General features: G+C 61.2%; 23 protein-coding genes. 10 read left to right on the top strand and 13 right to left on the bottom strand.

Features of this window, described 5'->3' with window-relative positions:
* Positions 1-71: 71 nt before the first annotated feature.
* From QD336_RS12295 to argH, 4 genes are all read right to left on the bottom strand, one after another.
* On the bottom strand, positions 72-2,813 hold the full coding sequence (locus tag QD336_RS12295; RefSeq protein WP_499170898.1) for a TIGR02302 family protein: 2,742 nt from the start codon (positions 2,811-2,813) through the stop codon (positions 72-74).
* Positions 2,814-2,991: 178 nt separating this feature from the next.
* Positions 2,992-4,260: a diaminopimelate decarboxylase gene (lysA, locus tag QD336_RS12290; RefSeq protein ID WP_499170896.1), complete on the bottom strand. Its 1,269-nt coding sequence runs from the start codon at positions 4,258-4,260 to the stop codon at positions 2,992-2,994.
* Between the two features lie 13 nt (positions 4,261-4,273).
* Positions 4,274-4,477: an LPS translocon maturation chaperone LptM gene (gene lptM, locus QD336_RS12285; RefSeq protein WP_003509930.1), complete on the bottom strand. Its 204-nt coding sequence runs from the start codon at positions 4,475-4,477 to the stop codon at positions 4,274-4,276.
* Positions 4,478-4,571: 94 nt separating this feature from the next.
* Positions 4,572-5,972, bottom strand: a complete 1,401-nt coding sequence (gene argH / locus QD336_RS12280; RefSeq protein ID WP_499170895.1) for an argininosuccinate lyase — start codon at positions 5,970-5,972, stop codon at positions 4,572-4,574.
* A gap of 24 nt (positions 5,973-5,996) precedes the next feature.
* Here argH and tlpA point away from each other — a divergent pair, with 24 nt between their 5' ends.
* Both tlpA and QD336_RS12270 read left to right on the top strand, forming a co-directional pair.
* Entirely contained in the window at positions 5,997-6,665 is a 669-nt protein-coding gene (gene tlpA, locus QD336_RS12275; RefSeq protein ID WP_499170893.1) for a thiol:disulfide interchange protein TlpA, read from the top strand.
* A gap of 134 nt (positions 6,666-6,799) precedes the next feature.
* A complete protein-coding gene (locus QD336_RS12270) occupies positions 6,800-8,047 on the top strand; it encodes an MgtC/SapB family protein (protein WP_499170892.1) in 1,248 nt (415 codons plus the stop codon).
* An 18-nt stretch (positions 8,048-8,065) separates the two neighbouring features.
* Here the strand turns inward: QD336_RS12270 and QD336_RS12265 are convergent, their stop codons facing one another.
* The 7 genes from QD336_RS12265 to QD336_RS12235 form a co-directional block, all read right to left on the bottom strand.
* On the bottom strand, positions 8,066-8,947 hold the full coding sequence (locus QD336_RS12265) for a 3-hydroxybutyryl-CoA dehydrogenase (protein WP_499170890.1): 882 nt from the start codon (positions 8,945-8,947) through the stop codon (positions 8,066-8,068).
* 114 nt (positions 8,948-9,061) lie between these two features.
* Positions 9,062-9,991, bottom strand: a complete 930-nt coding sequence (locus QD336_RS12260; RefSeq protein ID WP_499170889.1) for an electron transfer flavoprotein subunit alpha/FixB family protein — start codon at positions 9,989-9,991, stop codon at positions 9,062-9,064.
* 25 nt (positions 9,992-10,016) lie between these two features.
* A complete protein-coding gene (locus tag QD336_RS12255) occupies positions 10,017-10,763 on the bottom strand; it encodes an electron transfer flavoprotein subunit beta/FixA family protein (protein WP_499170887.1) in 747 nt (248 codons plus the stop codon).
* Between the two features lie 183 nt (positions 10,764-10,946).
* A complete protein-coding gene (locus QD336_RS12250; RefSeq protein ID WP_499170886.1) occupies positions 10,947-11,720 on the bottom strand; it encodes a rhomboid family intramembrane serine protease in 774 nt (257 codons plus the stop codon).
* A gap of 32 nt (positions 11,721-11,752) precedes the next feature.
* On the bottom strand, positions 11,753-12,331 hold the full coding sequence (locus tag QD336_RS12245; protein ID WP_269342459.1) for a cob(I)yrinic acid a,c-diamide adenosyltransferase: 579 nt from the start codon (positions 12,329-12,331) through the stop codon (positions 11,753-11,755).
* 1 nt (position 12,332) lies between these two features.
* The gene (locus QD336_RS12240; RefSeq protein WP_020812918.1) at positions 12,333-12,530 is read right to left on the bottom strand and encodes a twin transmembrane helix small protein; all 198 of its coding nucleotides are present in this window, start codon (positions 12,528-12,530) and stop codon (positions 12,333-12,335) included.
* Between the two features lie 17 nt (positions 12,531-12,547).
* Positions 12,548-13,381, bottom strand: coding sequence for an SDR family oxidoreductase (locus tag QD336_RS12235; protein ID WP_499170883.1), 834 nt, complete (start codon positions 13,379-13,381; stop codon positions 12,548-12,550).
* Between the two features lie 180 nt (positions 13,382-13,561).
* On the opposite strand from QD336_RS12235, the gene QD336_RS12230 reads away from it, so the two are divergent.
* Positions 13,562-14,479 (top strand): YihY/virulence factor BrkB family protein, encoded by a 918-nt coding sequence (locus tag QD336_RS12230; RefSeq protein ID WP_499170882.1) that lies wholly within the window; start codon positions 13,562-13,564, stop codon positions 14,477-14,479.
* Here the strand turns inward: QD336_RS12230 and gluQRS are convergent.
* Entirely contained in the window at positions 14,447-15,346 is a 900-nt protein-coding gene (gene gluQRS / locus QD336_RS12225) for a tRNA glutamyl-Q(34) synthetase GluQRS (protein ID WP_499170881.1), read from the bottom strand. The genes QD336_RS12230 and gluQRS overlap by 33 nt on opposite strands.
* 39 nt (positions 15,347-15,385) lie before the next feature.
* On the opposite strand from gluQRS, the gene QD336_RS12220 reads away from it, so the two are divergent.
* Positions 15,386-16,042, top strand: a complete 657-nt coding sequence (locus QD336_RS12220; RefSeq protein WP_499170879.1) for a DNA-3-methyladenine glycosylase family protein — start codon at positions 15,386-15,388, stop codon at positions 16,040-16,042.
* Between the two features lie 16 nt (positions 16,043-16,058).
* Here the strand turns inward: QD336_RS12220 and QD336_RS12215 are convergent, their stop codons facing one another.
* Positions 16,059-17,477 carry a helix-turn-helix domain-containing protein gene (locus QD336_RS12215; RefSeq protein WP_499170877.1) on the bottom strand — a complete coding sequence of 473 codons (1,419 nt, stop codon included), beginning with the start codon at positions 17,475-17,477 and terminating at the stop codon, positions 16,059-16,061.
* A 118-nt stretch (positions 17,478-17,595) separates the two neighbouring features.
* Here QD336_RS12215 and QD336_RS12210 point away from each other — a divergent pair, with 118 nt between their 5' ends.
* The 6 genes from QD336_RS12210 to QD336_RS12185 all read left to right on the top strand — a co-directional run bounded on the left by QD336_RS12210 (position 17,596) and on the right by QD336_RS12185 (position 23,650).
* Positions 17,596-19,128: an acyl-CoA carboxylase subunit beta gene (locus QD336_RS12210; RefSeq protein WP_269342477.1), complete on the top strand. Its 1,533-nt coding sequence runs from the start codon at positions 17,596-17,598 to the stop codon at positions 19,126-19,128.
* Positions 19,129-19,230: 102 nt separating this feature from the next.
* Positions 19,231-20,127, top strand: a complete 897-nt coding sequence (yghU, locus tag QD336_RS12205; RefSeq protein WP_499170874.1) for a glutathione-dependent disulfide-bond oxidoreductase — start codon at positions 19,231-19,233, stop codon at positions 20,125-20,127.
* A 104-nt stretch (positions 20,128-20,231) separates the two neighbouring features.
* Positions 20,232-20,609 (top strand): hypothetical protein, encoded by a 378-nt coding sequence (locus QD336_RS12200; protein ID WP_269342481.1) that lies wholly within the window; start codon positions 20,232-20,234, stop codon positions 20,607-20,609.
* Between the two features lie 35 nt (positions 20,610-20,644).
* Complete coding sequence (locus tag QD336_RS12195) at positions 20,645-21,205, top strand: RNA 2'-phosphotransferase (RefSeq protein ID WP_499170873.1); 561 nt, start codon at positions 20,645-20,647, stop codon at positions 21,203-21,205.
* Between the two features lie 35 nt (positions 21,206-21,240).
* Complete coding sequence (locus QD336_RS12190) at positions 21,241-21,642, top strand: hypothetical protein (protein WP_499170872.1); 402 nt, start codon at positions 21,241-21,243, stop codon at positions 21,640-21,642.
* Positions 21,643-21,646: 4 nt separating this feature from the next.
* A complete protein-coding gene (locus QD336_RS12185) occupies positions 21,647-23,650 on the top strand; it encodes an acetyl-CoA carboxylase biotin carboxylase subunit (RefSeq protein WP_499170870.1) in 2,004 nt (667 codons plus the stop codon).
* Positions 23,651-23,695 lie beyond the last annotated feature (45 nt).

Here is a 23,695-nt window from a genome sequence, read left to right as displayed (position 1 = left end):
TCCGGCATGACGGAGAAACTTTAGCTTCTAGGTAGAACGTAACGTAGCGCACCATAATCCGTGCGCACCTCTCACCGAATATCCAGCAACCGCTCCAGATAACGCCGTTCCACTTCACCCGGCGGGTTGTTACCGAGCTTTTCGCGGATGGCCTCGAGAATTTCACGGGCGCGCTGCACGTCGATCTCATCCGGCACCTTCACCTGATCGCCGAAATCCGGGCCGGTCGTGCTGCGCGGGCGGCCGAGCGGGTCGCGGCCATTTTGTCCGCCCTGGCCGGCCATGCCTTCCTGTCCCTGTCCGGGTTGCTGGCCCTGCTGGCGCATGGCCTGCATGATCTGGCCCATCATGTCCTGCGCGCCCTGTCGCAGCGCGTTCAGCGCATTGCCCTGGCCTTCGACCGCCTGTTCGCCCTGGCCCTTGCCCAGCGCTTCGCCGGCGCCCTGCATTTCCTGCTGGGCCTTGCCGAAGTTTTCGCCCGGTTCCATGCCGAGATCGCGAAGGCCCTGCTGCAATTCCCCGAGCTGCTTGCCGAGCGCATCCTGCTGCGCCCGCAGGTTTTTCAGCGCGTCGCGCAATTGCTCGGCGGTCATCCGGTCGGTCTGCTGTCCGCCCTGCCGGCCGTTTTGACCCTGTTGGCCCTGTTGATCTTGTTGGCCCTGCTGGCCTTGCTGGCCCTGTTGCGGCGGCTGACCATTCTCGCCCATCTGCTGGTCGTCTTCGTTTTCGCCGCCCTGCTGCGGGTCGCCGCGCTGCATGCGGTCGCGAAGCGCCTGATCAAGCTTGAAGGTCTCGTCCATCAGCTTCTGCTGCTGCTGCAGGATTTCGCCGAGCTTGTCGATCTGCTGGCGCATCTTGCTGCTCTGCTGCTGCCCCTGCTGGCCCTGACGCTGCGGCCTGCCGGCCTGCAGATTGTTCATCATGCGCTGCAACTGCGAGAGCATTTCCTGCGCCGCATCGCGGTTGCCGGAAAGGGCGAGGTTCTCGATCTGGTTCATCATGTTTTCCAGATCGCGCTGGCGCAGAACGTTCTGGGCCTGGTTATTCAAGTTGGCTTGCGGCGCGTTCTGCATACGCTGGGCAAGTTCGCTCATGAACTGCTGCATGGCTTCGCGCAGCTCCTGCATCAGCTTGGCGATCTCCTCGTCGGAGGCGTTGCGCTGCAAGGCTTCCGAAAGCGCGTTCTGCGCATCACGCAGACGTTTTTCCGCCTGCGAAAGATCGCCATCCTCGATGCCGAGCGCGATTTCCCAGAGATAATCCGCCGTGTTCTTCAGCATCTCCTGATTATAGGCGAGACGCATGCGCGTCTGCGCCGATTGCAGCAGGAGATAATGCGTGGTGTTGGGAATGGTCTCTTCCGGACGCAGGCCCACCGCCTCGTTATAGGCGATCGCCTTGGGCATCTGGCGCGTATCCAGCGAGAAGATCTGCCGCTGTTCGACGATGGCAGCAGCAAGCGGTTCGGAGAAGTTGCGGCCCGGCAGCACCATTTCATGCGCGGGACTGCGGCCGGTCTGGCCGGCGCCATCCGTTGCCACCAGCGTGATGCGCACGCGTTTGCCGGCCATTGGATGTTCGGTCAGGTTGCGGCTGGTCAGGCCCTTGATTTCGCGATTGTTCTGCCGTGGCAGATCGAGCTTGAATTCCGGCGGCGGGTAAAGTGCCGTCGCGCCTTCCGCCACGCCGACGGGCTCGATGATGGCATGGGCTTCCTTCAGGCCATAATCGTCCTTGGCGGTGAAGCCCACTTCCAGCGCGCCATTGACGGCGCGGCGCGGCATGTTGTCGAAGGCGATGCTGGGCGGCTGGTCGGGAATGACGTTGAACACCCATTGCTCGCCATTGGCGGTGATCATGCCGCTTTCGGTGACATCCATGGCGAAAGTGCGCGGCGCAACGGGCTGATCGGCCGAGCGTGCCGGCGCCTGAACGGCAACATCGCCGCTTGCGCTGTCGGCACGCGCCGCCTCGGGCGCGAGCTTCTGCAATGCGCCCGCCATTTCCGGCTCGAAGGTCACTTCCTCGCCGCCATCACCGCCGGTCATGCGGATCGTCAGCTTGGAAGATTGCGGCACGGAAACCGCGTCGCGGCCGCTCGCATCGCGTCCGGTCAGGAAGATCGGCGCGCGGCCGGTATAGGCGGGCGGCGTGACCCATGCATCGAGACGAATATCGGGATTGAGCGGACCGACGGCCGGCCGGCTGCGGAAGGCATCTGCAATTGTGCCCGCACCATTCGAATAGGAGAAACCGAATGCTGCTGCCAGAACGAGGGCGGGGATGGCGCGCAGCGCCAGACGGTCGTAGCGGGCAATATCGGGTTTCGGCAGGCCGGCATTAAGCGCAGCGATGCGCTCCGCCATGCGGATCTGGTGTTCTTTCCAGAGTGTGCGGGAAAACGGGGTGTCGAAGGCCGGTTCATCCTCCTGCACGCCGACCGGCTGGTGCGCCAGCCCGTTGCGATCTTCCAGAAGTCGGGAGGCTTCATGATCCGTTGGCCATTTCAGCCGCAGGATCGGCAGAAGCGTGGCGATGAAACTGAAAACCAGAACGAAAACGATGCCGAGCCGCAGGAAATCCGGCATGTGCCGGTAAAGACCGAACCAGGCGAGCGCCAGAAACACGGCGGCAATGGAAAGCGGCCAGAGCGTTTTCGGGGCAATTTTTTCCGAAAGCAGGACGATTTTTGCGAAGAAGCGCTTGGCGGCAACCCGGCGGGCAAGGTCCGGCCGCTGCGCGAATGCGCCGGTCGGGCGCTTTCTGCCTGTCCTGTCCTCTCCGCCAGTCTTGTCCTCTCCGGCAGTGGTCATCAATCCGTTCTCCCGGTTCTGGCCACGTCGAACGCCATTCGTGGAATGACGCGCTTTTCATATCACGGAGGCAAGGATAACATTCTTTGTGGCGAAGACGAGGGCACCTAAGCCCTCACCCCCATTTTTTAGGCAGCTTCGCTTGATTGTGATCGGTGACGCCGGATAGCGGGCGGTATCAGTCCAGCCAGGCGGGTACGGAATCGAGAGCGATCAGCTCCTCATAGGTGCCGCGCGGGCGGATGACGTGGAACTTGTCATCCTTTACCAGCACTTCCGGCACCAGCAGGCGCGAATTATAGGTGCCGGCCTGCACTGCGCCATAGGCTCCGGCGGAGCTGACGGCGATCAGATCGCCCGGTTGTGGTGCCGCCATTTCGCGGTCCAGCGCCAGATAATCGCCGGTTTCGCAAACCGGACCGACGATGTCGGCCTTGATGCGCGGCGCGTCCTCGGACGGTTGCACCACCGGGCGGATGCCGTGATAGGCCTCGTAAAGTGTGGGACGGATAAGATCGTTCATCGCACCGTCGACGATCACGAAGGTCTTTTCGCCGCCATCCTTCACATAGATCACTTCCGTCACCAGAATGCCGGCATTACCGACGATGAGGCGGCCCGGTTCGGTGACGATCTTGCAGTTGAGGCTCTTCAGCTCGTTCTTGACGATATGGGCATAGGCATCCGGCAGCGGCGGCGGATTGTTGTCGTCGCGGTAGGGAATGCCCAGCCCGCCGCCGATATCGACGTGGCTGATTGCATGGCCGTCCGCGCGCAGCGCCTCGACGAGTTCACGCAGCAGCCGGAAGGCATCCTCGAAAGGCTGCAATTCGGTGATCTGGCTGCCGATATGCATGTCGATGCCGGTGACTTCGATGCCGGGCAGGGTGGCGGCATGGGCGTAGACCGCGCGCGCACGCTCATAGGAAATGCCGAACTTGTTTTCCTTCTTGCCGGTGGAAATCTTGGCGTGGGTGCGCGCATCCACATCGGGGTTGATGCGGAAGGAGACATGCGCCCGCTTGCCGGCCTTGATGGCGCGCAGGTTGAGGACTTCCAGTTCCGGCTCGGATTCGATGTTGAAACAGTAGATGCCGGCTTCCAGCGCATAATCCATTTCGGCGACGGTCTTGCCGACACCCGAGAACATGATGCGGTTTGCCGGCACGCCGGCAGCCAGCGCGCGGCGCAGTTCGCCGCCCGAGACGACATCGATGCCGGCACCGAGCTTCGCCAGCGTCTTCAAAACCGCCTGGTTGGAATTGGCCTTCATGGCGTAACAGACCATGGCGTCCACATCGGCAAACGCACCTGAGAACACCTTGTAGTGGCGTTCCAGCGTTGCGGTGGAATAGACGTAGAAGGGGGTGCCGACCGCCTTGGCGATCTCAGGCACAGGCACGTTTTCGGCGTGAAGCACACCGTCTATATAGCCAAAATGGTTCACGGCTTTTTACCCGTCAGAGAAGCTTGTCGAGGATGAAGGGCCGTTCCGCCGTTGCCGGCTTCGGCTCACTGCCATCGGCGGCGCGTTTGTTGCGCATTTCGACCGGCGTGCTCGGCGGGTCGATGTCGCCCTTACGCCCGCAGGCGCTGAGAGCAAGGCTGACGGCGAGCGTCATGCCGATGGGAACGATGAGTTTGCGCGCGGTTTTTGAAAGCATGGGCCTGTCCAAAGGAAATATGTGCCTCTCTGATAACGAAAAACAGGGCGCTTGTGCACCCTGTTTCTTGTGATCGCAGCGTAACGCGATTTTATCAGTTGCGTCCACGCCACCAGGCGATCTGCTTCTTCACTTCGGAAGGCGCCGTACCGCCGAAGCTGGTGCGGCTGGCGACCGATGCCTCGACGGACAGAACGTCGAAAACACCCTTGGTGATGCCGGGGTGAATGGCCTGCAAATCCTCAAGCGAAAGATCGGCCAGATCGCAGCCCTTCTTTTCGGCGAGCGCCACGGCATTGCCGGTCACATGATGGGCATCGCGGAAGGGCAGGCCCGCTTCGCGCACCAGCCAGTCGGCAAGATCGGTGGCGGTGGAATAACCCGAACCGGCGGCGGCGCGCATACGGTCCTTGCGCACTTCAAGGTCACGGATCATGCCGGACATGGCCGCAATCGCCAGTTCCAGGCTCTCGGCGGCGTCGAAAACCTGTTCCTTGTCTTCCTGCATATCCTTGGAATAGGCGAGCGGCAGGCCCTTCATGACGGTCAGCAACGCCACCAGCGAGCCGTTGATGCGGCCGGTCTTGGCGCGCACCAGTTCGGCGGCGTCGGGGTTCTTCTTCTGCGGCATGATCGAGGAGCCGGTGGAGAAGGCGTCCGACAGGCGGATGAAACCGAATTGCGGTGTCGACCAGATGACGATCTCTTCGGCCAGCCGCGATAGGTGCGTGGCGCAGATCGAGGCGATCGACAGGAATTCCAGCGCGAAATCGCGGTCGGAGACGGTGTCGATGGAGTTGCGGGTCGGTTCGCGGAAACCAAGCGCTTTCGCCGTCATGTGGCGGTCGATCGGGTAACCGGTGCCGGCAAGTGCTGCAGCGCCGATCGGGCTTTCGTCCAGATGCTCGATGGCGTGGCGCACGCGGGCGCGGTCACGGCCGAACATTTCCACATAGGCCATGCAATGGTGACCGAAAGTCACGGGCTGGGCCGTCTGCAAATGGGTGAAGCCGGGCATCACGGTATCGGCATTTTCCTCGGCGCGATCGAGGAAGGCGGCGATGAGCGCCGTCAGCATACCTTCGGTCTTCTGCAATTCTTCCTTCACCCACAGGCGGAAATCGAGCGCGACCTGGTCGTTGCGCGAGCGGGCGGTGTGCAGGCGGCCGGCGGCCGGGCCGATCAATGTTGCAAGCCGCGCCTCGATGTTCATGTGAATATCTTCGAGCTTGCGCGAAAATTCGAAGCTGCCAGTTTCGATCTCTGACAGGATCGTGTTCAGGCCGTGAGTGATCTTGTCTTTATCTTCGTGCGAAATAATGCCCTTTTCCGCCAGCATGGCGGCATGCGCCATAGAGCCGCGGATATCCTGGGCGTAAAGCTTCTTGTCGAAGCCGATGGAGGCATTTATCTCTTCCATGATGGCAGATGGCCCGGAAGCGAAACGTCCGCCCCACATCTGGTTGGAGGATTTCTGATCTGTGCCGTCAGCCATGTTCGCAGTGCCCTGGAGTATTCGATGACAGAAAAAAGGCCGTTCAGGCTTCCTTCCGCCAGATTGGTTGCAATTGCTGCCGTTGCCGGTCTCTTAAGCGGCGCGGGCGCGGTCTGGTTCAGGCATATTGGGTCTGAGAGCCCGGTTCAAGGGGCAGCGGTGGCCGAGGGCGGTTTATGTGAGGGTGCTGCAAACCGCATCGCTTCGCTGAAACCGTTTCTGAAGGGGCAGGTGGCGGCGATGTCGGCGGCGGATAAGCCGCGTGTCGTTCCGCTCTCCTTCAAGGGGCCTGAGGCCAAGGACATGACGCTTGCCGACCTCAAGGGCAAGGCGGTTCTTTTAAACCTCTGGGCCACATGGTGCGTGCCCTGCCGCGAAGAGATGCCGGCGCTGAACGCGCTGGAACATGAAAAGGGCGGCGACGGTTTTGAGGTCGTGGCCATCAATATCGATGTCGGCGGGGATGAAAAACCGAAAGCCTTCATGGATGAATACAAGATCGATGCGCTGAAGCACTACCGCGACAGTTCCATGGGCGTCTTCAACGTCCTGAAGAAGGAAGGCCTCGCTTTTGGCCTGCCGGCAACCCTGTTGCTGGATGAAAACGGCTGCCTGCTCGCCGCCATGAACGGCCCGGCCGCCTGGGACAGCGACGATGCCAAGGCGCTGATATCGGCGGCGACGGTAAAATGACGCCGATGGCGGGCTGGCGAGCGGCACGGGCCGCAAATCGCCTCCCGCATGGGTGTCCATCCGGGCAGGCGGATGCAGACAAATCTGCGTTCCCTTCGTATAATGATCGGCCTTCGCCATGAATGGGTGACGACATGGAGTTGCTTATCCCCCGGCTGGGTCTTGCCCTTGCCATCGGCCTGCTCGTTGGCCTCGAGCGGGGCTGGCGGGAACGCGATGAACCGGCCGGCAGCCGTACCGCCGGGATCAGGACTTACGGCATTTCAGGATTGCTCGGAGGTGTGTTTGGTGCGCTGGCCGATGAGCAGGGCAATGCTTTCGCCTTTGCGGCGGGTTTTCTCGGATTCGCATTCAGTTTTTCATGGTTCAAGCTGCGCGAGGCGCGCCATGACAATGATTTCAGTGTCACCGGCGTCGTTGCGGCGCTCTGCGTTTTTGCCCTCGGCGGGCTTGCGGTAACGGAGCAATATCAGGCGGCGGCGGCTGGTGGGGCGGCCCTTGCGGCCCTGCTCGCGGGTAGGGAAGTTCTCCACCGTCTGCTGGAACGGCTGACATGGATCGAACTGCGCTCCGCGCTGGTGCTTGCCGTGATGACCGCCGTTGGCCTGTCGATCCTTCCGAACCGGACAATCGATCCGTGGAGTGGTTTCAACCCTTGGGAAATATGGCTGTTCACCGTGATCAGCGCCACGATTTCCTATTGCGGCTATATCGCCGTGCGCCTCCTCGGCTCAACCCGTGGCCTGCTGGTGACCGGGCTGGCTGGCGCCCTCGTCTCCTCGACGGCCGTAACCGCCAGCTTCGGTCAGAAGGCGAAAAGCGGTGAAAACGTGTGGCCTCTGGCCGGTGTGGCGGCGCTGGCAGCGGCCGTATCGCTGCTCCGGGTTCTCGTTATCGTTCTCGCCCTTTCGCTGACGACGTTTTCCCTCATCGCACCGGCAACGCTGGCCGCTGCATTGGTTCTGGGGTTGAGCGGAGCCGGTCTCATAAGGCTGCAGACCATGCAGTCCGGACAGGCAATCGACGCAAAAAACCCGTTCGACCTCGTGCCCCTCGCCATTTTCGCCACGCTTTTTGCCGTGACGAGAACGCTGAATGCCGTTCTTCTCGTCTGGATCGGCGCGGGTGGCTTCATCGTCCTCACGGCTTTGTCGGCCATATTCGATGCGGATGTCGCCGTTCTTAGCGCGCTGCGAACCAACACGCAGAATCTCTCGCCGGATATCGTGGCAAGCGCGATCCTCGCCGCTCTCGCCACCAACGCGGTAGGACGCGTATTCGTCGCCGGCGTTTCCGGAACGCTAGTCTATTGCGGGTTGCTCACCGTTGCATCCGTCCTCGCCGCCGGCGTCGGAGCGGTTACTTATCTGCTGGTCGCCTGAGGGTTCAGGTGAAGGGGATCAGCGTGTCGGAACAGGCGTCTCGCCGCGATAGTCGTAGAAGCCGCGGCCGGACTTGCGGCCGAGCCAGCCGGCCTCGACATATTTGACCAGCAGCGGGCAGGGGCGATACTTGCTGTCGGAGAGACCGTCATGCAGCACCTGCATGATCGACAAACAGGTGTCGAGACCGATGAAATCGGCAAGCTGCAGCGGGCCCATCGGGTGGTTTGCGCCAAGCCGCATCGCGGTGTCGATGGCTTCCACCGAGCCGACGCCTTCATAAAGCGTATAGATCGCCTCGTTGATCATTGGCAGCAGGATGCGGTTCACGATGAAGGCCGGGAAATCCTCGGCGACGGTGATCGCCTTTTCCAGCGTCCGCACATAGTCCTTCGCCGCGTCGAAGGTCTTTTCATTGGTGGCGATGCCGCGCACCAGTTCCACCAGCTTCATGACGGGCACCGGGTTCATGAAGTGGATGCCCATGAACTGTTCGGGACGGTCGGTGGCCGATGCAAGCCGGGTGATGGAAAGCGACGACGTATTGGTGGCGAGAAGCGCTTCGGGCTTCAGGACCGGGCAGACCTGCGCATAGATCTTGCGCTTGATCTCCTCGTTTTCCGTGGCGGCCTCGATAACCAGATCCATCGGCGCCAGATCGTTGATGTCGGTCGATCCGCTGATGAGCGTCAGCGCCTGCTTGCGGGCCTCGTCGGAAAGCTTGCCGTTGGTGACCTGGCGGGCGAGATTGCCGTTGATGGTGGCAAGGCCTGCTTCGATGCCTTCCTTCGAAAGATCGTAGATATGGACCCTGTAGCCGGCAATGGCGGAAACATGCGCAATGCCGCATCCCATCTGACCGGCTCCGATGACACCGATGTTTTTAAAGGGGGCGGTCATATGCGGTTCTCCCATGTGCTTCATCTGCAAATTCGCTGGCGATGTTACGCATATCGCCGAAAAAGAGAAGGCGGCGCGTTCAAAAAACGCGCCGCCTTCATCATGTATTTAAAATCAAAGGGCTTTTTGCAGTTCCGGCAGCGCCTCGAAGAGGTCTGCGACGAGACCGTAATCGGCGACCTGGAAAATCGGCGCCTCTTCATCCTTGTTGATGGCGACGATGACCTTCGAATCCTTCATGCCGGCCAGATGCTGGATGGCCCCCGAGATGCCTGCGGCGATGTAAAGCTGCGGCGCAACCACCTTGCCGGTCTGGCCCACCTGCCAGTCGTTCGGCGCATAACCCGCATCGACGGCCGCACGGCTGGCACCAACGGCGGCACCGAGCTTGTCGGCGACGGGAAGGATGACTTCCTTGAACTTCTCGGACGAGCCGAGCGCACGGCCGCCGGAGATGATGATCTTCGCAGAGGTCAGTTCCGGACGATCGGAAGAAGCCAGGGCATCGGAAACGAAGCTGGAGACACCGGGGTTTTCAGCAGCCGCGATCGTCTCGACCGCTGCCGAACCACCCTCGGCGGCGGCCGCAAAGGCGGTCGGACGCACGGTGATGACTTTCTTGGCGTCGGTTGCCTGCACCGTCTGGATGGCGTTGCCGGCATAGATCGGGCGCTTGAAGGTATCGGGCGATACGACCTCGATGATTTCCGAGACCTGCGCGACGTCGAGAAGAGCCGCAACGCGCGGCGTCACGTTCTTGGCGGATGCCGTCGCCGGCGCGATGATGACGTCATAGGAGGGGCTGAGCGAAACGACCAGCGCCGCCAGCGGCTCGGCGAGCGCATTGGCATAGGATGCGTCGTCGGCGAGCAGCACCTTGGAGACGCCGGAGAGTTTCGCCGCAGCGTCGGCTGCGCCCTTTGCACCGGAACCGGCGACCAGAATGTGGACGTCGCCGCCGATCTGGGTTGCCGCCGTCAGCGTCTTGCCCGTCAGGTCGGAAAGGGTTGCGTTGTCGTGTTCTGCCAGAAGAAGAATGGCCATGAGAATATCTCCCTTTTCCGAAACCTTAGAGGACGCCGTCGGCTTTGAGCTTTTCGACCAGCTCGGCAACCGAGCCGACCTTGATGCCGGCCTTGCGGCCTGCCGGCTCCTCGGTCTTCAGCACCTTCAGGCGCGGTGAAACATCGACGCCGAAATCGGCCGGGGCCTTCTTGTCGAGCGGCTTCTTCTTGGCCTTCATGATGTTCGGCAGCGAGGCGTAACGCGGCTCGTTCAGACGAAGATCGGTGGTGACGACGGCGGGAAGCTTCAGCTCCACCGTCTGCAGGCCGCCATCAACTTCACGGGTGACCGCGACCTTGCCGTCGGTCGGCACGACCTTGGAGGCAAACGTGCCCTGGCCCCAGCCGAGCAGGGCGGCCAGCATCTGGCCCGTCTGGTTGCTGTCGTCGTCGATCGCCTGCTTGCCGACGATGACGAGACCGGGCTGCTCAGCCTCAGCCACGCCCTTCAAGAGCTTGGCGACGGCGAGCGGCTCGACGGTTTCGTCGGTCTCGATCAGGATGGCGCGGTCAGCACCCATGGCAAGCGCGGTGCGCAGCGTTTCTTCCGCCTTGGCCGGGCCGATGGAGACGACCACGACCTCTTCGGCCTTGCCGGCTTCCTTCAGGCGAAGGGCCTCTTCCACCGAGATTTCGTCGAACGGGTTCATCGACATCTTCACATTGGCAAGCTCGACGCCGGAACCATCCGGCTTCACCCGGATCTTCACGTTGTAATCGACGACTCGTTTAACGGGAACAAGGATTTTCATCGGCGGCTTTCCTCAAACTCCTGTCCGCGGGGCGGGTAGACCGCGCGGACCTCCAAAAACAGGTTGGCGACATGGATAAGCATTTTTCCCGCAAATACAACGGAGCAATCCTCATTATCACATGCACGTAAGGCATATCTTACGTTGACGTTAACGTAAATACTCTATCTCTGACGACGGGTCTCATCTACCCCCGTCATAGCCCCGTTCGATTTGCGACAACCCTGCCGTTTGCGACGTATTCTTGAACTGCGCCGCCCTCGGCGCAACAATGCTGCGGTCAAACAGGGGAACCCCCGGCCTGCGCATGAAAATCACCATGATGGCGCCCGCCAGAATGCCGCCCACATGCGCCCCCCAGGAAACGTTTTCCTCCAGCCCCAGCGCCAGCATCAGGAACTGCTGGCCGATCCACAGCGCCAGCGGAATGAAGGCAGGCAGGGGCAGCGGGATGCGCATGAAGACCAGCACCCAGACACGCACCTTGGGATGTAATAGGAAATAGGCCGCAACCACACCGGAAACCGCCCCCGATGCACCGATCAGCGGCCCTTCGGAGGTGGGGGCGACCAAACCGTGGAACAATGCGCCGACAATCGCGCAGGCGAGGTAGAAGATCAGGAACCGGAAATGGCCGAGCGCATCCTCGACATTGTCGCCGAAGACCCAGAGAAACAGCATGTTGCCGGCCAGATGCCAGAAATCGAGATGCAGGAACGCATAGGTGACGACGGTCAGATCATCCGGCACCACCTGCAGGGCGGGTTCCAGATAGGCGTAATCGAATACGACGGCGGGAATGAAGCCGAGGCCGAGCGCTGCGGCATTGGCCTCCACATCGCTGGCCAGCACGCCGGTAAACAGCCAGACCAGCACATTGACCACGATCAGGCCGATGGTGACATATTGCAGCCGGATATGTTTGAGGGAATTCGCGTCGTGCAGCGGTATGAACATCGAATACCCTTCGTTTGCGCCACGGATGCGCTTTAGCGGTTCTTGCCGGGAACCCACAATATGTCGGCCCTGCCGGCCTCATTGGCGAAGCGGGCGGCGACGAACAGGAAATCGGACAGGCGATTGGCATATTTCAGGGCCGCCGGGCTGACGATCTCGTTGTCCGTGACGGAAAGTTCCACCATCAACCTCTCCGCCCGCCGGCAGACGGTGCGCGCCATGTGCAGATTGGCCGCTGCCGCGCTGCCACCCGGCAGCACGAAGGAGGTGAGCGGTTCGAGGGCGGCATTGAGGTCGTCGATTTCGTTTTCCAGCCGCGTGACCTGGCTTTCGACAATGCGCAGCGGCTCATAGGAAAGCGGCTTGCCATCATCAGGCGTGGCGAGATCGGCGCCGAGATCGAAAAGATCGTTCTGGATGCGGAACAGCATGGCATCCAGCGTTTCCAGCCCGCCGGTATGAAGCCGTGCGACACCGATGGCCGAATTGGTCTCGTCCACCGTGCCATAAGCCTCGACGCGAAGATCGTGCTTCAGCCGGCGCGGGCCGGAAACCAGCGCCGTCGTGCCCTTGTCGCCGGTGCGGGTGTAGATCTTGTTCAGCTTCACCATGTCAGCGGCCGCCGCCGGTGAGCCAGAGCGTGAGCATGATCAGCACGATGGCGACGGCCTGCAGGAGAAGGCGAAGCTGCATCAGCTTGTTGGAACGGTTGGCGTCCTGTCCCTTCAGCATGTTGAAGAGGCCACGTATCAGCACGATGACGACAAGGCCCATGACGATAAGGGCCAGAACGGTGGTGAAGCCGGACATTTAGGGGGTACTCCTCCTCAATCGAATCTGCGCAGCAGACGATAGAACAGTCCGGCAGGCAAGAGCCGTTTCAGGATAAGCCCCTGTTTGGCTGGAACGGTGACGGGATAATGCGGCTTTGGCCTTGCGGCGGTCAGGGCATGTTTCAGCACGGCATAAACGGCGTCCGGGCCGAGCTTGTGGCGGTTGACGGGGCCGGAACCATCCATGCGCGCCAGCTGGCGTTTGTATTCCGCCGCATGGGCCGAGTTTTCCAGATCGATATGCCTGTTGATGTAAGTGAGTGCCGTCGCGGTGAATTTCGAGGTGATCGGCCCCGGCTCGATCAGGCTCACATGGATGCCGCTGCCCTGAAGCTCCATGCGCAACGTCACGCCCAGCCCCTCGATCGCGAATTTCGATGCGGTGTAAGCGCCACGATAACGATAGGGAACGAGGCCGAGAATGGAGGAGCAATGCACGATGCGGCCCGCGCCCCGGGCACGCATGAAGGGAATGACCCGCCGCGTGAGATCGTGCCAGCCAAAGACATTGGTTTCGAACTGCGCCCTCAGCGCCTCCACCGGCAGATCTTCCACAGCACCCGGCTGGCCATAGGCGCCGTTGTTGAAGAGCGCGTCAATGCGGCCTCCGGTTCTGGTCGTCACCGTCTCCATCACCGCGGCGATGGTCTCCGATTTGGTGTAATCCATGATCAGGGTTTCTATGCCCTGATTTTCCAGCGCAGCCATGTCGGTGATGCGGCGCACGGTGGCAAAGACCCGCCAGCCGTCCCGGTGCAGCGCGCCGGCGCAATAGGCGCCAATGCCCGAGGAGCATCCGGTGATGATGATGACGGGTTTTTCAGACATCTGCCGCTCCGGGAAACCGAATATCGCTCTGGCCCGATGGTCCGGCCCCTGAAAATCGCAATGCGCGAAATCCGTGTCCGGACGGGAACCGAAAGGCGGGCTTGCGCGCTGTACAAAACGAAGCTGATTTCCCATATTCGGGGCGAAGTTACAAATGAAATGCCGATGAATGGAGGTGACATGGTTGCCGCAGTGCGCCTGGCAGGCAAGGTTGCCTTCGATGCCTATTCCCATTTCGCCGAGGATGACGGCTGGGCGATGGCGAGCCATATGGCGCTTTCCATCCTGCTGGCGCTGTTTCCCTTCCTGATCTTCGGCACGGCGCTCGCCGGTTTTCTCGGCGCAGACCAGTTTTCCGAAACGACGGTGCATCTGATTTTCGATACCTGGCCGGAGGCGATTGCCGGGCCATTGGCGGCGCAGGTGCAGCAGGTGCTGACCATTCCGCGCGGCGGGCTGCTGACGATTTCGGTGCTGGCCGCCGCATACTTCGCCTCCAACGGTGTCGAAGCGCTCAGGATTTCACTGAACCGCGCCTATCGCGTCACCGAGACGCGCTGGTGGTATGTCACCCGCCTGCTCAGCCTGCTTTATGTGCTGATCGCCGTCGTGGTCCTTGCCGGCATCAGCATCGTACTCGTTGCCGTGCCCGTCGCCATGTCCTTTGCCGAGCGACGGTTCCCGTGGCTGACGGATGTGCTGAACACTGTCTCCAGCCTCGGCCTTTACGGCACGATCGTGGTGCTGACGGCGGGACTGGTGGCGGCGCATCTTTGGTTGCCCGCCGGCAAGCGCCGCATCTGGGATGTCTGGCCCGGCATTCTTCTGACGATGATCTTCTGGGTCATCGGTGCGGCGATTTTCGCCTATTATCTTTCCACCTTCGCCAATTATGCCGCCACCTATGCCGGCCTTGCCTCTGTCATGGTGGTTCTGGTCTTCCTTTATATGGTTGGCGTCATCTTCATGCTCGGTGCCGAGGTGAACGCCGCGCTGATGAAATACAAGGTCCGGCAGATCATCCGTCGCAATATCGGCGGCAGCGGCGCGCGGCGGGAACGGGCGCTAGAGGAGGCCGACAAGCCGACGGATATCTGAGGGCGCGGCACCTTCTGCACGGAGGGCGGAGAGGCCGGTGCTGCCTTCGCTTTTCGAAAGCTTGCGCCCGTCCGCACCGAGGATCAGCCGATGGTGGTGATAGACGGGCTGCGGCAGGTCCAGCAGGTGTTGCAGCAGCCGGTGGATGGCGGTTGCATGGAAGAGATCCATGCCGCGCACCACATGGGTTATGCCCTGCAGCGCATCATCCACCACGACTGAAAGATGATAGCTCGAAGGCGCATCGGAACGCGACAGCACCACATCGCCCCAGAGTGCGGGAAGGGCTTCGATCCGTCCCCTCTCGCCATCGCCGCCCTCCTGCCAGAACAGGGGGACGCCGACGGCGCGGATCGCCTTTTCCATGTCGAGCCGCCAGGCATGCTGCCGGCCGGAGGCGAGAAGGGCGGCCCGTTCTGCCTCAGGTCTCTCCCGGTCGACAGCCGGATAAAGCGGCGCGCCGTCCGGATCGCGAGGCCACACGCCTCCGCCCGCCTCAAAAATACGAACGATGGCCTTGGTTTCTCCACGGCTGAGAAAAGCCGGATAGGCGAGGCCCGCGTCGATCAGCCTGTCCAGCGCCACCCGGTACTCATCGAAATGCTCCGATTGCCGCCTGACCGGTCTTTCCCAGTCGAGACCCAGCCAGCCGAGATCATCATAAATCGCCTGCTCCAGCGCCGGTGTGCAGCGCGTCTGGTCGATGTCCTCGATGCGCAGCAGAAAGTGGCCGCCATTGTCCCGCGCCATATCGTGGTTCAGAAAGGCGGAAAGCGCGTGGCCGAGATGCAGCAGGCCGTTGGGGCTTGGCGCAAAACGGTAAACCGGCTTTTGACGGAGAGACGAAGGCATGGTTTCTTCTGCCATGTTTTAAAGCGCCCCACCAGCGGGCTTGCGGCATATGGAATGACGGATATGAAAATCATTACCGGGATGGATGACATCAGCGAAGGGCTGGAACATCTCGCCCGCCTCGACCCGGCTCTCAGCCTCACCATCGAAAAAGCCGGTCCGCTGGAGTTACGCATTCACGAGCCCGGCTTTGCCGGCCTTGCCCATATCGTCGTCTCGCAGATGGTGTCCCGCGCCAGCGCCAATGCCATATGGGTGCGTATCCTTGCCGGCACGGGCGGCGTGGTCACGGCGGAAAATTATCTCGGCGCTCCGGAAGAATTGCGCGCCACCTTCGGGCTTTCGCGTGCCAAGGCGACGACGCTGGAAGGGCTGGCGCGCGCCGTCACGGAAGGGCAGATCGATCTTGACGGCGTGGTGCGCAAGGAGGCGGACGCCGCCCTTTCCGAGCTGGTTGCGCTTCGCGGTATCGGCCCGTGGACGGCGGAGGTCTATCTGATGTTTTGTGGCGGGCACCCGGATATTTTTCCGGTGGGCGATGTGGCGCTGAGATCGGCGGTGGCGCATGCGCTTGATCTGGAGGTCAGGCCGGATGCGAAATGGCTGGCGGAGCGGGCGACACTCTGGTCGCCGTGGCGCTCCGTCGCCGCCCGGCTTTTCTGGGGTTATTATGCCAACATCATGCGGCGTGCCATGGTGCCCCTGCCTTGAAGCGGGCTGCGCGGGGCTAAAAATCGGCGATCCTGTAGGGCAATGCTCCGCGCGAAAGATGATCGAAATGCAGCTTGCGTTTCAGCGGCGGCACGGCGCGCTGCACGCAATCCACCCTCTCGCAGACCCGACACGATATGCCGATCGGTTTGAAGGAGGCCGCATTGCCGAGATCGAGCGTATCGGCATAAACGAAATTCTGCGCATGGGAAATTTCGCAGCCGAGCGCGATGGCGTAACGCGGCCTCTCCAAATTGAAACCGCCACCGGCCTTTTCGATCTGGGTGGCGATGGAAAGATAACGCACGCCGTCCGGCGTTTCCGCCAGCTGCCGCACGATCCTGTCGGAGCTTTCGAAGGCCTGATGGATATTCCACAGCGGACAGGCCGCGCCGAAACGGGCAAATTGCAGCCGCGTGGCGCTGTGGCGTTTGGTGATGTTGCCGGCGCGGTCGATCTTGGCGAAAAAGATCGGCACCCCCTTCATGCCCGGCCGCTGCAAGGTGCTCAGCCGGTGCGCCACCTGCTCGAGGCTCGCACCGAACCGCACGGCCAGAAGTTCGAGATCGTGGCGTAGTTCCTGTGCCGCCCGGTGAAAACGACCATAGGGCAGGATGAGGGCTGCGGCGAAATAATTATGCAGCCCGATGCGACAGATTTCCGCCGCTTCCACATGGCGGAAACCGGCGCCGGAAAGCACTTTGTCCACCGTCGCGCCGGCGTGAAGCTGGGCGATCTGCAACGCAAGCTGAAAACAGCGGGTCGGTGCCGCCATGTAGGAGCTGAGGGCGAGCGTTTTTCCGGCAGGGTCGAAATGCCGGATCAGTCCACCCGCCGCCTCGCTTCGGGTGATATGGATGCCGTAACGGCTCCTGAGATGCGTCGCGAGAATGCCGTAGGTCTCGCCGTCTTCTATCTCCAGTTCTTCCGCCAGTTCCTCGGCCAGAAGATCGATCTCGGCGACGTAGTTATCGACGAAGTGGAAGAAGTCGCGTACCTCCTCATAGGGGGTTCTTTCCACCTGCGCGGTTCCGCGGCCCAGCCGGTCATCCAGCTGCACCAGTTGCTCGCTGTTCTGGCGATAGGCCTGATGGGCGCGCAGCAACGCATGGGCAAAACCCGGCGCATTCTGGGCGATCAGCTTCAGTTCCTGAAGCCCCGGCTCGTAATTCATGAACAGCGGGTCTTTCAGCGCCTCGCGCACGGCGGAAACCAGCCGGTCGCTTTCGCCTGTCGCCAGCTCCGCCATATCGAGCTGGAATTTTTCCACCAGCGTCACGAGAACGCTGGCCGAAACCGGGCGCTGATTGTTTTCGATCTGGTTCAAATAACTTGCGGAGATGCCCAGCCGTTCGGCAAATTGCGCCTGCGTGGCGCGGGCATTTTCGCGGAGGCCACGCACCTTGCGGCCGATGAAGAGTTTTTCCGTCGCCATGTTGCAACTTTGCAAAATTAAACATTGCAAATATTTATGGCACGCATACGCGCACGATCAAGGCTTCTAGGCGAATGTTTTCTAAGCTATTGATTTTGAGGAAACGCATGGAGGAAACATGCTTGGCATTCTGGAGCAATTGGAAGCGCGGCGGGAAGAGGCGCGGCTCGGCGGCGGCGTCAAGCGCATCGAGGCGCAGCATGCCAAGGGCAAGCTGACGGCGCGCGAGCGCATCGACGTGCTCTTGGATGAAGGTTCCTTCGAAGAATACGACATGTATGTCACCCACCGGGCGGTGGATTTCGGCATGGCGGAGCAGAAGGTGGCGGGTGACGGTGTCGTCACCGGCTGGGGCACCATCAACGGCCGGCAGGTCTACGTGTTTTCCCAGGATTTCACCGTGCTTGGCGGTTCGCTGTCGGAAACCCATGCCCAGAAGATCTGCAAGATCATGGATATGGCGGTCAGGAACGGCGCGCCGGTAATTGGCCTCAATGACAGCGGCGGCGCGCGCATTCAGGAAGGCGTGGCTTCGCTCGGCGGTTATGCCGATGTGTTCAAGCGCAATGTCGTCGCTTCCGGCGTCGTGCCGCAAATCTCGGTTATCATGGGCCCTTGTGCGGGCGGTGCGGTCTATTCGCCGGCCATGACCGACTTCATCTTCATGGTGCGCGATACTTCCTACATGTTCGTGACCGGGCCGGATGTGGTGAAGACCGTCACCAACGAAATCGTCACGGCGGAAGAGCTGGGCGGGGCCTCCACCCATACGAAAAAGTCCTCCGTCGCCGATGGCGCTTATGAAAACGACATCGAGACGCTGGAACATGTGCGGCTGCTGTTCGATTTCCTGCCGCTCAACAACCGCGAAAAGCCGCCGGTGCGGCCGTTCCACGACGATCCGGCGCGGCTGGAAGCGCGGCTCGATACGCTGATTCCTGATAGTTCCAACAAGCCATACGACATGAAGGAACTGATCCACGCGCTGGCTGATGAGGGCGATTTCTTCGAGCTGCAGGAGGCCTTCGCCCGCAACATCATCACCGGCTTCATCCGTCTTGAAGGCCAGACGGTGGGGGTTGTCGCCAACCAGCCCATGGTGCTGGCCGGCTGCCTCGATATCGACGCCTCGCGCAAGGCCGCCCGTTTCGTTCGCTTCTGTGATGCCTTCAACATTCCGCTGCTGACGCTGGTGGATGTGCCGGGTTTCCTGCCCGGAACGGCGCAGGAATATGGCGGCGTTATCAAGCACGGCGCGAAACTCCTCTTCGCCTATTCGGAAGCGACGGTGCCGATGGTGACGCTGATTACCCGCAAGGCCTATGGCGGTGCTTATGACGTGATGGCCTCCAAGCACATAGGTGCGGATGTGAATTACGCCTGGCCGACGGCGGAAATCGCCGTCATGGGCGCCAAGGGGGCGGCGGAAATCCTCTATCGTTCAGAGCTTGCCGATCCCGAGAAGATCGCTGCGCGCACGAAGGAATATGAGGAACGTTTTGCCAATCCCTTCGTGGCGGCGGAGCGCGGTTTCATCGATGAGGTCATCATGCCGCATTCCTCGCGCCGCCGCATCGCCCGTGCGTTTGCCTCACTGCGCAACAAGAGCGTCGAAACCCGCTGGAAGAAACACGATACTATTCCGCTCTGACCCGCTGCGGGGCTGGAAAAATGCTTCGGCCACCTTACTATATGGATGTTCAGGCGCCCGGATGTCCGGATGTCCTCCCGAAACGAACAAGGACAATTTTTGATGGCCGAAAATTCCTCCGCAGATAATTTCCCCGCCGGATATGAAGTGCCCAGGGTCTGGACCTGGGACAAGGGCAATGGCGGCCAGTTCGCCAATATCAACCGCCCGATCGCCGGTCCCACCCATGAAAAGGAACTGCCCGTCGGCAAGCACCCGCTGCAGCTTTATTCGCTGGCGACACCGAACGGCCAGAAGGTCACCATCATGCTGGAAGAATTGCTGGCCGCCGGCCACAAGGGCGCAGACTATGATGCCTGGCTGATCAAGATCGGCGAAGGCGACCAGTTCGGTTCCGGTTTTGTCGGCGTCAATCCGAATTCCAAGATCCCGGCACTGATGGATCATTCGACGCCTGAGCCAACGCGGGTTTTCGAGAGCGGCTCGATCCTCGTTTATCTAGCGGAAAAATTCGGCGCTTTCCTGCCGAAAGAGGGCAATGCCCGCACGCAGGCGCTGAACTGGCTGTTCTGGCAGATGGGCTCCGCACCCTTCCTCGGCGGCGGTTTTGGCCATTTTTATGCCTATGCGCCGATCAAGATCAAATATGCGATCGACCGCTACGCCATGGAAGTCAAACGCCAGCTGGACGTGCTGGATCGGCATCTGGCCGATAACCGTTATCTGGCAGGTTCGGAATATACGATCGCCGATATGGCCGTCTGGCCGTGGTATGGCAAGATCGCGCTCGGCCAGGCCTATGGTGATGCCGGTGCTTTCCTTGAAGCCGACGGTTACAAGAACGTCATGCGTTGGACGCTGGAAATCGGCGAACGCCCGGCGGTCAAGCGCGGCGTGATCGTCAACAAGACCTCGGGCGATCCGTCCGAACAATTGCATGAACGCCACGATGCCTCTGACTTCGAAACGAAGACGCAGGATAAGATCGGCAAGGCATAAGAAAAGGATTAGAGCGCCAAAAGCGCTCTAACTATTTGAATTGAGGCATTTCCGGACGTAAAAGCATGGCTGCTTTTACTGGAAATGTTCTGGAAGGACAAAAGATGGCGAACCTGCCCGAAATGACCAAACACAAGGGATTTCCCTCCGGCATGCCGAGCACGGGCGTCCAGTTCACCATCCGTCGCGCCAACCCCAAAGGGGTAACGCCCATCAAGATGATACCCCGCCGGGCGCGCGACGATTCCAAGGAGCATCGTATCGATGCCGCCTTCCTGCACTCGCTCTGGCACCATTTCGGTCCGGAACCGTTCGAGCGTGGCAATCTCGATGCTGCCCGCCTCAACCTGCTGTTTGGCCGCGAGGTCGTGGCGGCGGAAAAGAACTTCGATCCGCTTTCCTATCAGGCGATGCTGGTCATCGACGAGCGTGTCGCCCGGCAGAATTTCCCGGAATCCTTCGAGAATTTCTTCGAGATTTGAGTGTGCTGTCATCTGCCAACGGGGAATGAAATTCGATGTCGACAGCGACCAGCAAATTCCTGAGTTATGTTCTGCGCCATGCACCGGAGAGTATCGGCCTGACCCTGGATGCTCAGGGTTGGGCGGATGTCGCAGATCTGTTGGCAAAAGCGAATGCGAGCGGCACGTCGCTCGATGAGGCAGGCCTCTTTGCCGTCGTTGCAGAAAGCGACAAGAATCGCTTCACGCTGTCGGATGATGGCCGCCGCATCCGGGCGGCTCAGGGACACTCCGTGAAGGTCGATCTTGGCCAGCCGCCAGTCGAGCCGCCGCTGCAATTGTTTCACGGTACGGCGACCCGTTTCCTCGAACCCATCCTGCGGGAAGGCTTGCGCCCGGGGGAAAGGCAACAGGTTCATCTTTCCGCTGACCGGGCGACCGCGACGACCGTCGGACAACGGCATGGAAAGCCTGTGGTCCTGATTGTCGATGCCCGTCTGATGTTTACGGACGGTTACAGTTTCTACAGAGCCGATAATGGCGTTTGGCTGACCGACGCGGTGCCTTTTTCCTATCTGACCCTGTTCGAGGACCCCTCCGCGGAAAGCGGCGGATGACGGGCTGACGGTTGAGAATGGAGGAGGGAGGCGAAATGGATGCCGGTATATTTCAGATCGACATGGATTGGCTGCATCGCTGGTTGAAGTCGCGGCGTAGTGGCGGTTCCCGTAAATCGCCCGGCAACCGCAGCCTCAAACCCAGGATGACGCCGGAAGCCGCGCGGCACGATCACCGCCAGATGCTGCGCTTCATGGCGGTCAATGCGGCCGTCGGCGTCTTGATTGGCATCTGCGTTGGTGCGGGACTGATCCTTCTCGATATCGGCGGCATCGGCGCGCGTATCGGCCGTGCTGCAAATCCCGTCGTGCCGGTGCTGCTGGTGGTCATACCCATCGCATCCCTGTTCGGCGCGGCCGCCACCGCCTCGGCGATCCTGATGATGCCCTATGAAAAGAAATTCCGCGACGACGATGACGATGCGAGGGGAGAATAACCGCATGATCAAGAAAATCCTCATCGCCAATCGTGGCGAGATCGCCTGCCGGGTCATCAAGACCGCGAAGAAGATGGGCATTGCCACCGTCGCGGTCTATTCGGATGCGGATGCCAATGCGCTGCATGTGAAAATGGCGGATGAGGCCGTCCATATCGGTCCGGCGCCTTCGTCGCAGTCCTATATCGTCATCGATAAAATCCTCGATGCGATCCGGAAGACCGGGGCGGATGCGGTGCATCCCGGTTATGGTTTCCTCTCTGAAAATGCCGCCTTCGCCGAGGCGCTGGAAAAAGCGGGCGTCGTCTTCATCGGCCCGCCCGTTGGTGCCATTCAGGCCATGGGTGACAAGATCACCTCGAAGAAACTGGCGGCCAAAGCGGGTGTTTCCACCGTGCCCGGCCATATGGGGCTGATCGAGGATGCGGATGAGGCGGTGAAGATCGCGTCGCAGATCGGTTATCCCGTCATGATCAAGGCGTCTGCCGGCGGCGGCGGCAAGGGAATGCGCATCGCCTTCAACGATGCCGAGGCGCGGGAAGGCTTCCAGTCGTCGAAAAATGAGGCGAAATCCTCCTTTGGTGACGACCGCATCTTCATCGAGAAATTCGTCACGCAGCCGCGCCATATCGAAATTCAGGTGCTGGGCGACAAGCACGGCACGATTCTTTATCTTGGCGAGCGTGAATGCTCGATCCAGCGCCGCAACCAGAAAGTCATCGAGGAAGCGCCATCGCCCTTTCTGGACGAGGCGACGCGGCATGCCATGGGCGAACAGGCCGTGGCGCTCGCAAGGGCAGTCGGCTACCATTCGGCCGGCACCGTGGAATTCATCGTCGATGGCGACCGCAACTTCTATTTCCTTGAAATGAACACCCGTCTGCAGGTGGAGCACCCGGTGACGGAACTCGTCACGGGTATCGACCTGGTCGAGCAGATGATCCGTGTCGCCGCCGGTGAGAAACTCTCCTTCGGACAGGCGGATGTGAAGTTGAACGGCTGGGCGATCGAAAGCCGGCTTTATGCCGAAGACCCCTATCGCAACTTCCTGCCCTCCATCGGCCGGCTCACGCGCTATCGCCCGCCATCAGAAGGCGCACAGGAAGGTGGCACCGTCATCCGCAACGATACCGGCGTGTTCGAAGGCGGTGAAATCTCGATGTATTACGATCCGATGATCGCCAAGCTGTGCAGCTGGGGCAAGGATCGCGAAACCGCGATCGATGCCATGGGGCAGGCGCTGGACCGTTTCGAGGTGGAGGGCATCGGCCATAATCTGCCGTTCCTGTCGGCCGTCATGCAGCATGAGCGTTTTCGCTCTGGCAGGCTGACGACGGGCTTTATCGCGGAAGAGTTTCCGGAAGGGTTCTCCGGGGTCGAGCCGGATGAGGCCGCCGCACGCAGGCTTTCCGCCATCGCCGCCATCGTCAATCAGCGCTTGCAGAACCGCGCCGTTGAAATTTCCGGCACCATCGGCAATCACCGCCGCATCGTCGGCCATGACTGGGTGGTTTCGTTTGGCGCAGTCCGCCACGGGGTCAGCGTTGAAACCGGTGCGGATGGCACGGCGGTCCGTTTTGAGGACGGGACGACTTTGACCGTCGATACCGGCTGGCGTCCCGGCCAGAGCCTTGGCCTGTTTACGGTGGCGGGTGAGGTCATTGCCGCCAAGGTCGATCTTGCCGGGGCGGCAATTCGCCTGCGTTGGCGCGGCATGGATGTTCTCGCCCGCGTGCGCAGCCCGCGCGTTGCGGAGCTGGCGCTGCTGATGCCGGAAAAATTGCCGCCGGATACGTCGAAACTGCTGCTCTGCCCCATGCCGGGCGTCATTACCGGCATCTCGGTGGGTGAGGGTGACGAGGTGGAGGCAGGTCAGGCACTGGCGACGGTGGAGGCCATGAAGATGGAAAACATCCTGCGCGCGGAAAAACGCGGTCGTGTCGCCAGAGTGGCGGCAAAACCGGGCGACAGCCTCGCGGTGGACGAAGTCATCCTCGAATTCGAGTGACGCCGCTGCCGTTTCTTCGGAACGCATATGGGCCGGAGCGATTTA

The sequence above is a fragment of the Rhizobium sp. BR 250 genome (genome assembly GCF_047445855.1).
Lineage (GTDB): Bacteria > Pseudomonadota > Alphaproteobacteria > Rhizobiales > Rhizobiaceae > Agrobacterium > Agrobacterium tumefaciens_I.
The sequence above is the reverse complement of the archived record's forward strand: the minus strand, read 5'-3'. Positions and strand labels throughout refer to the sequence as shown.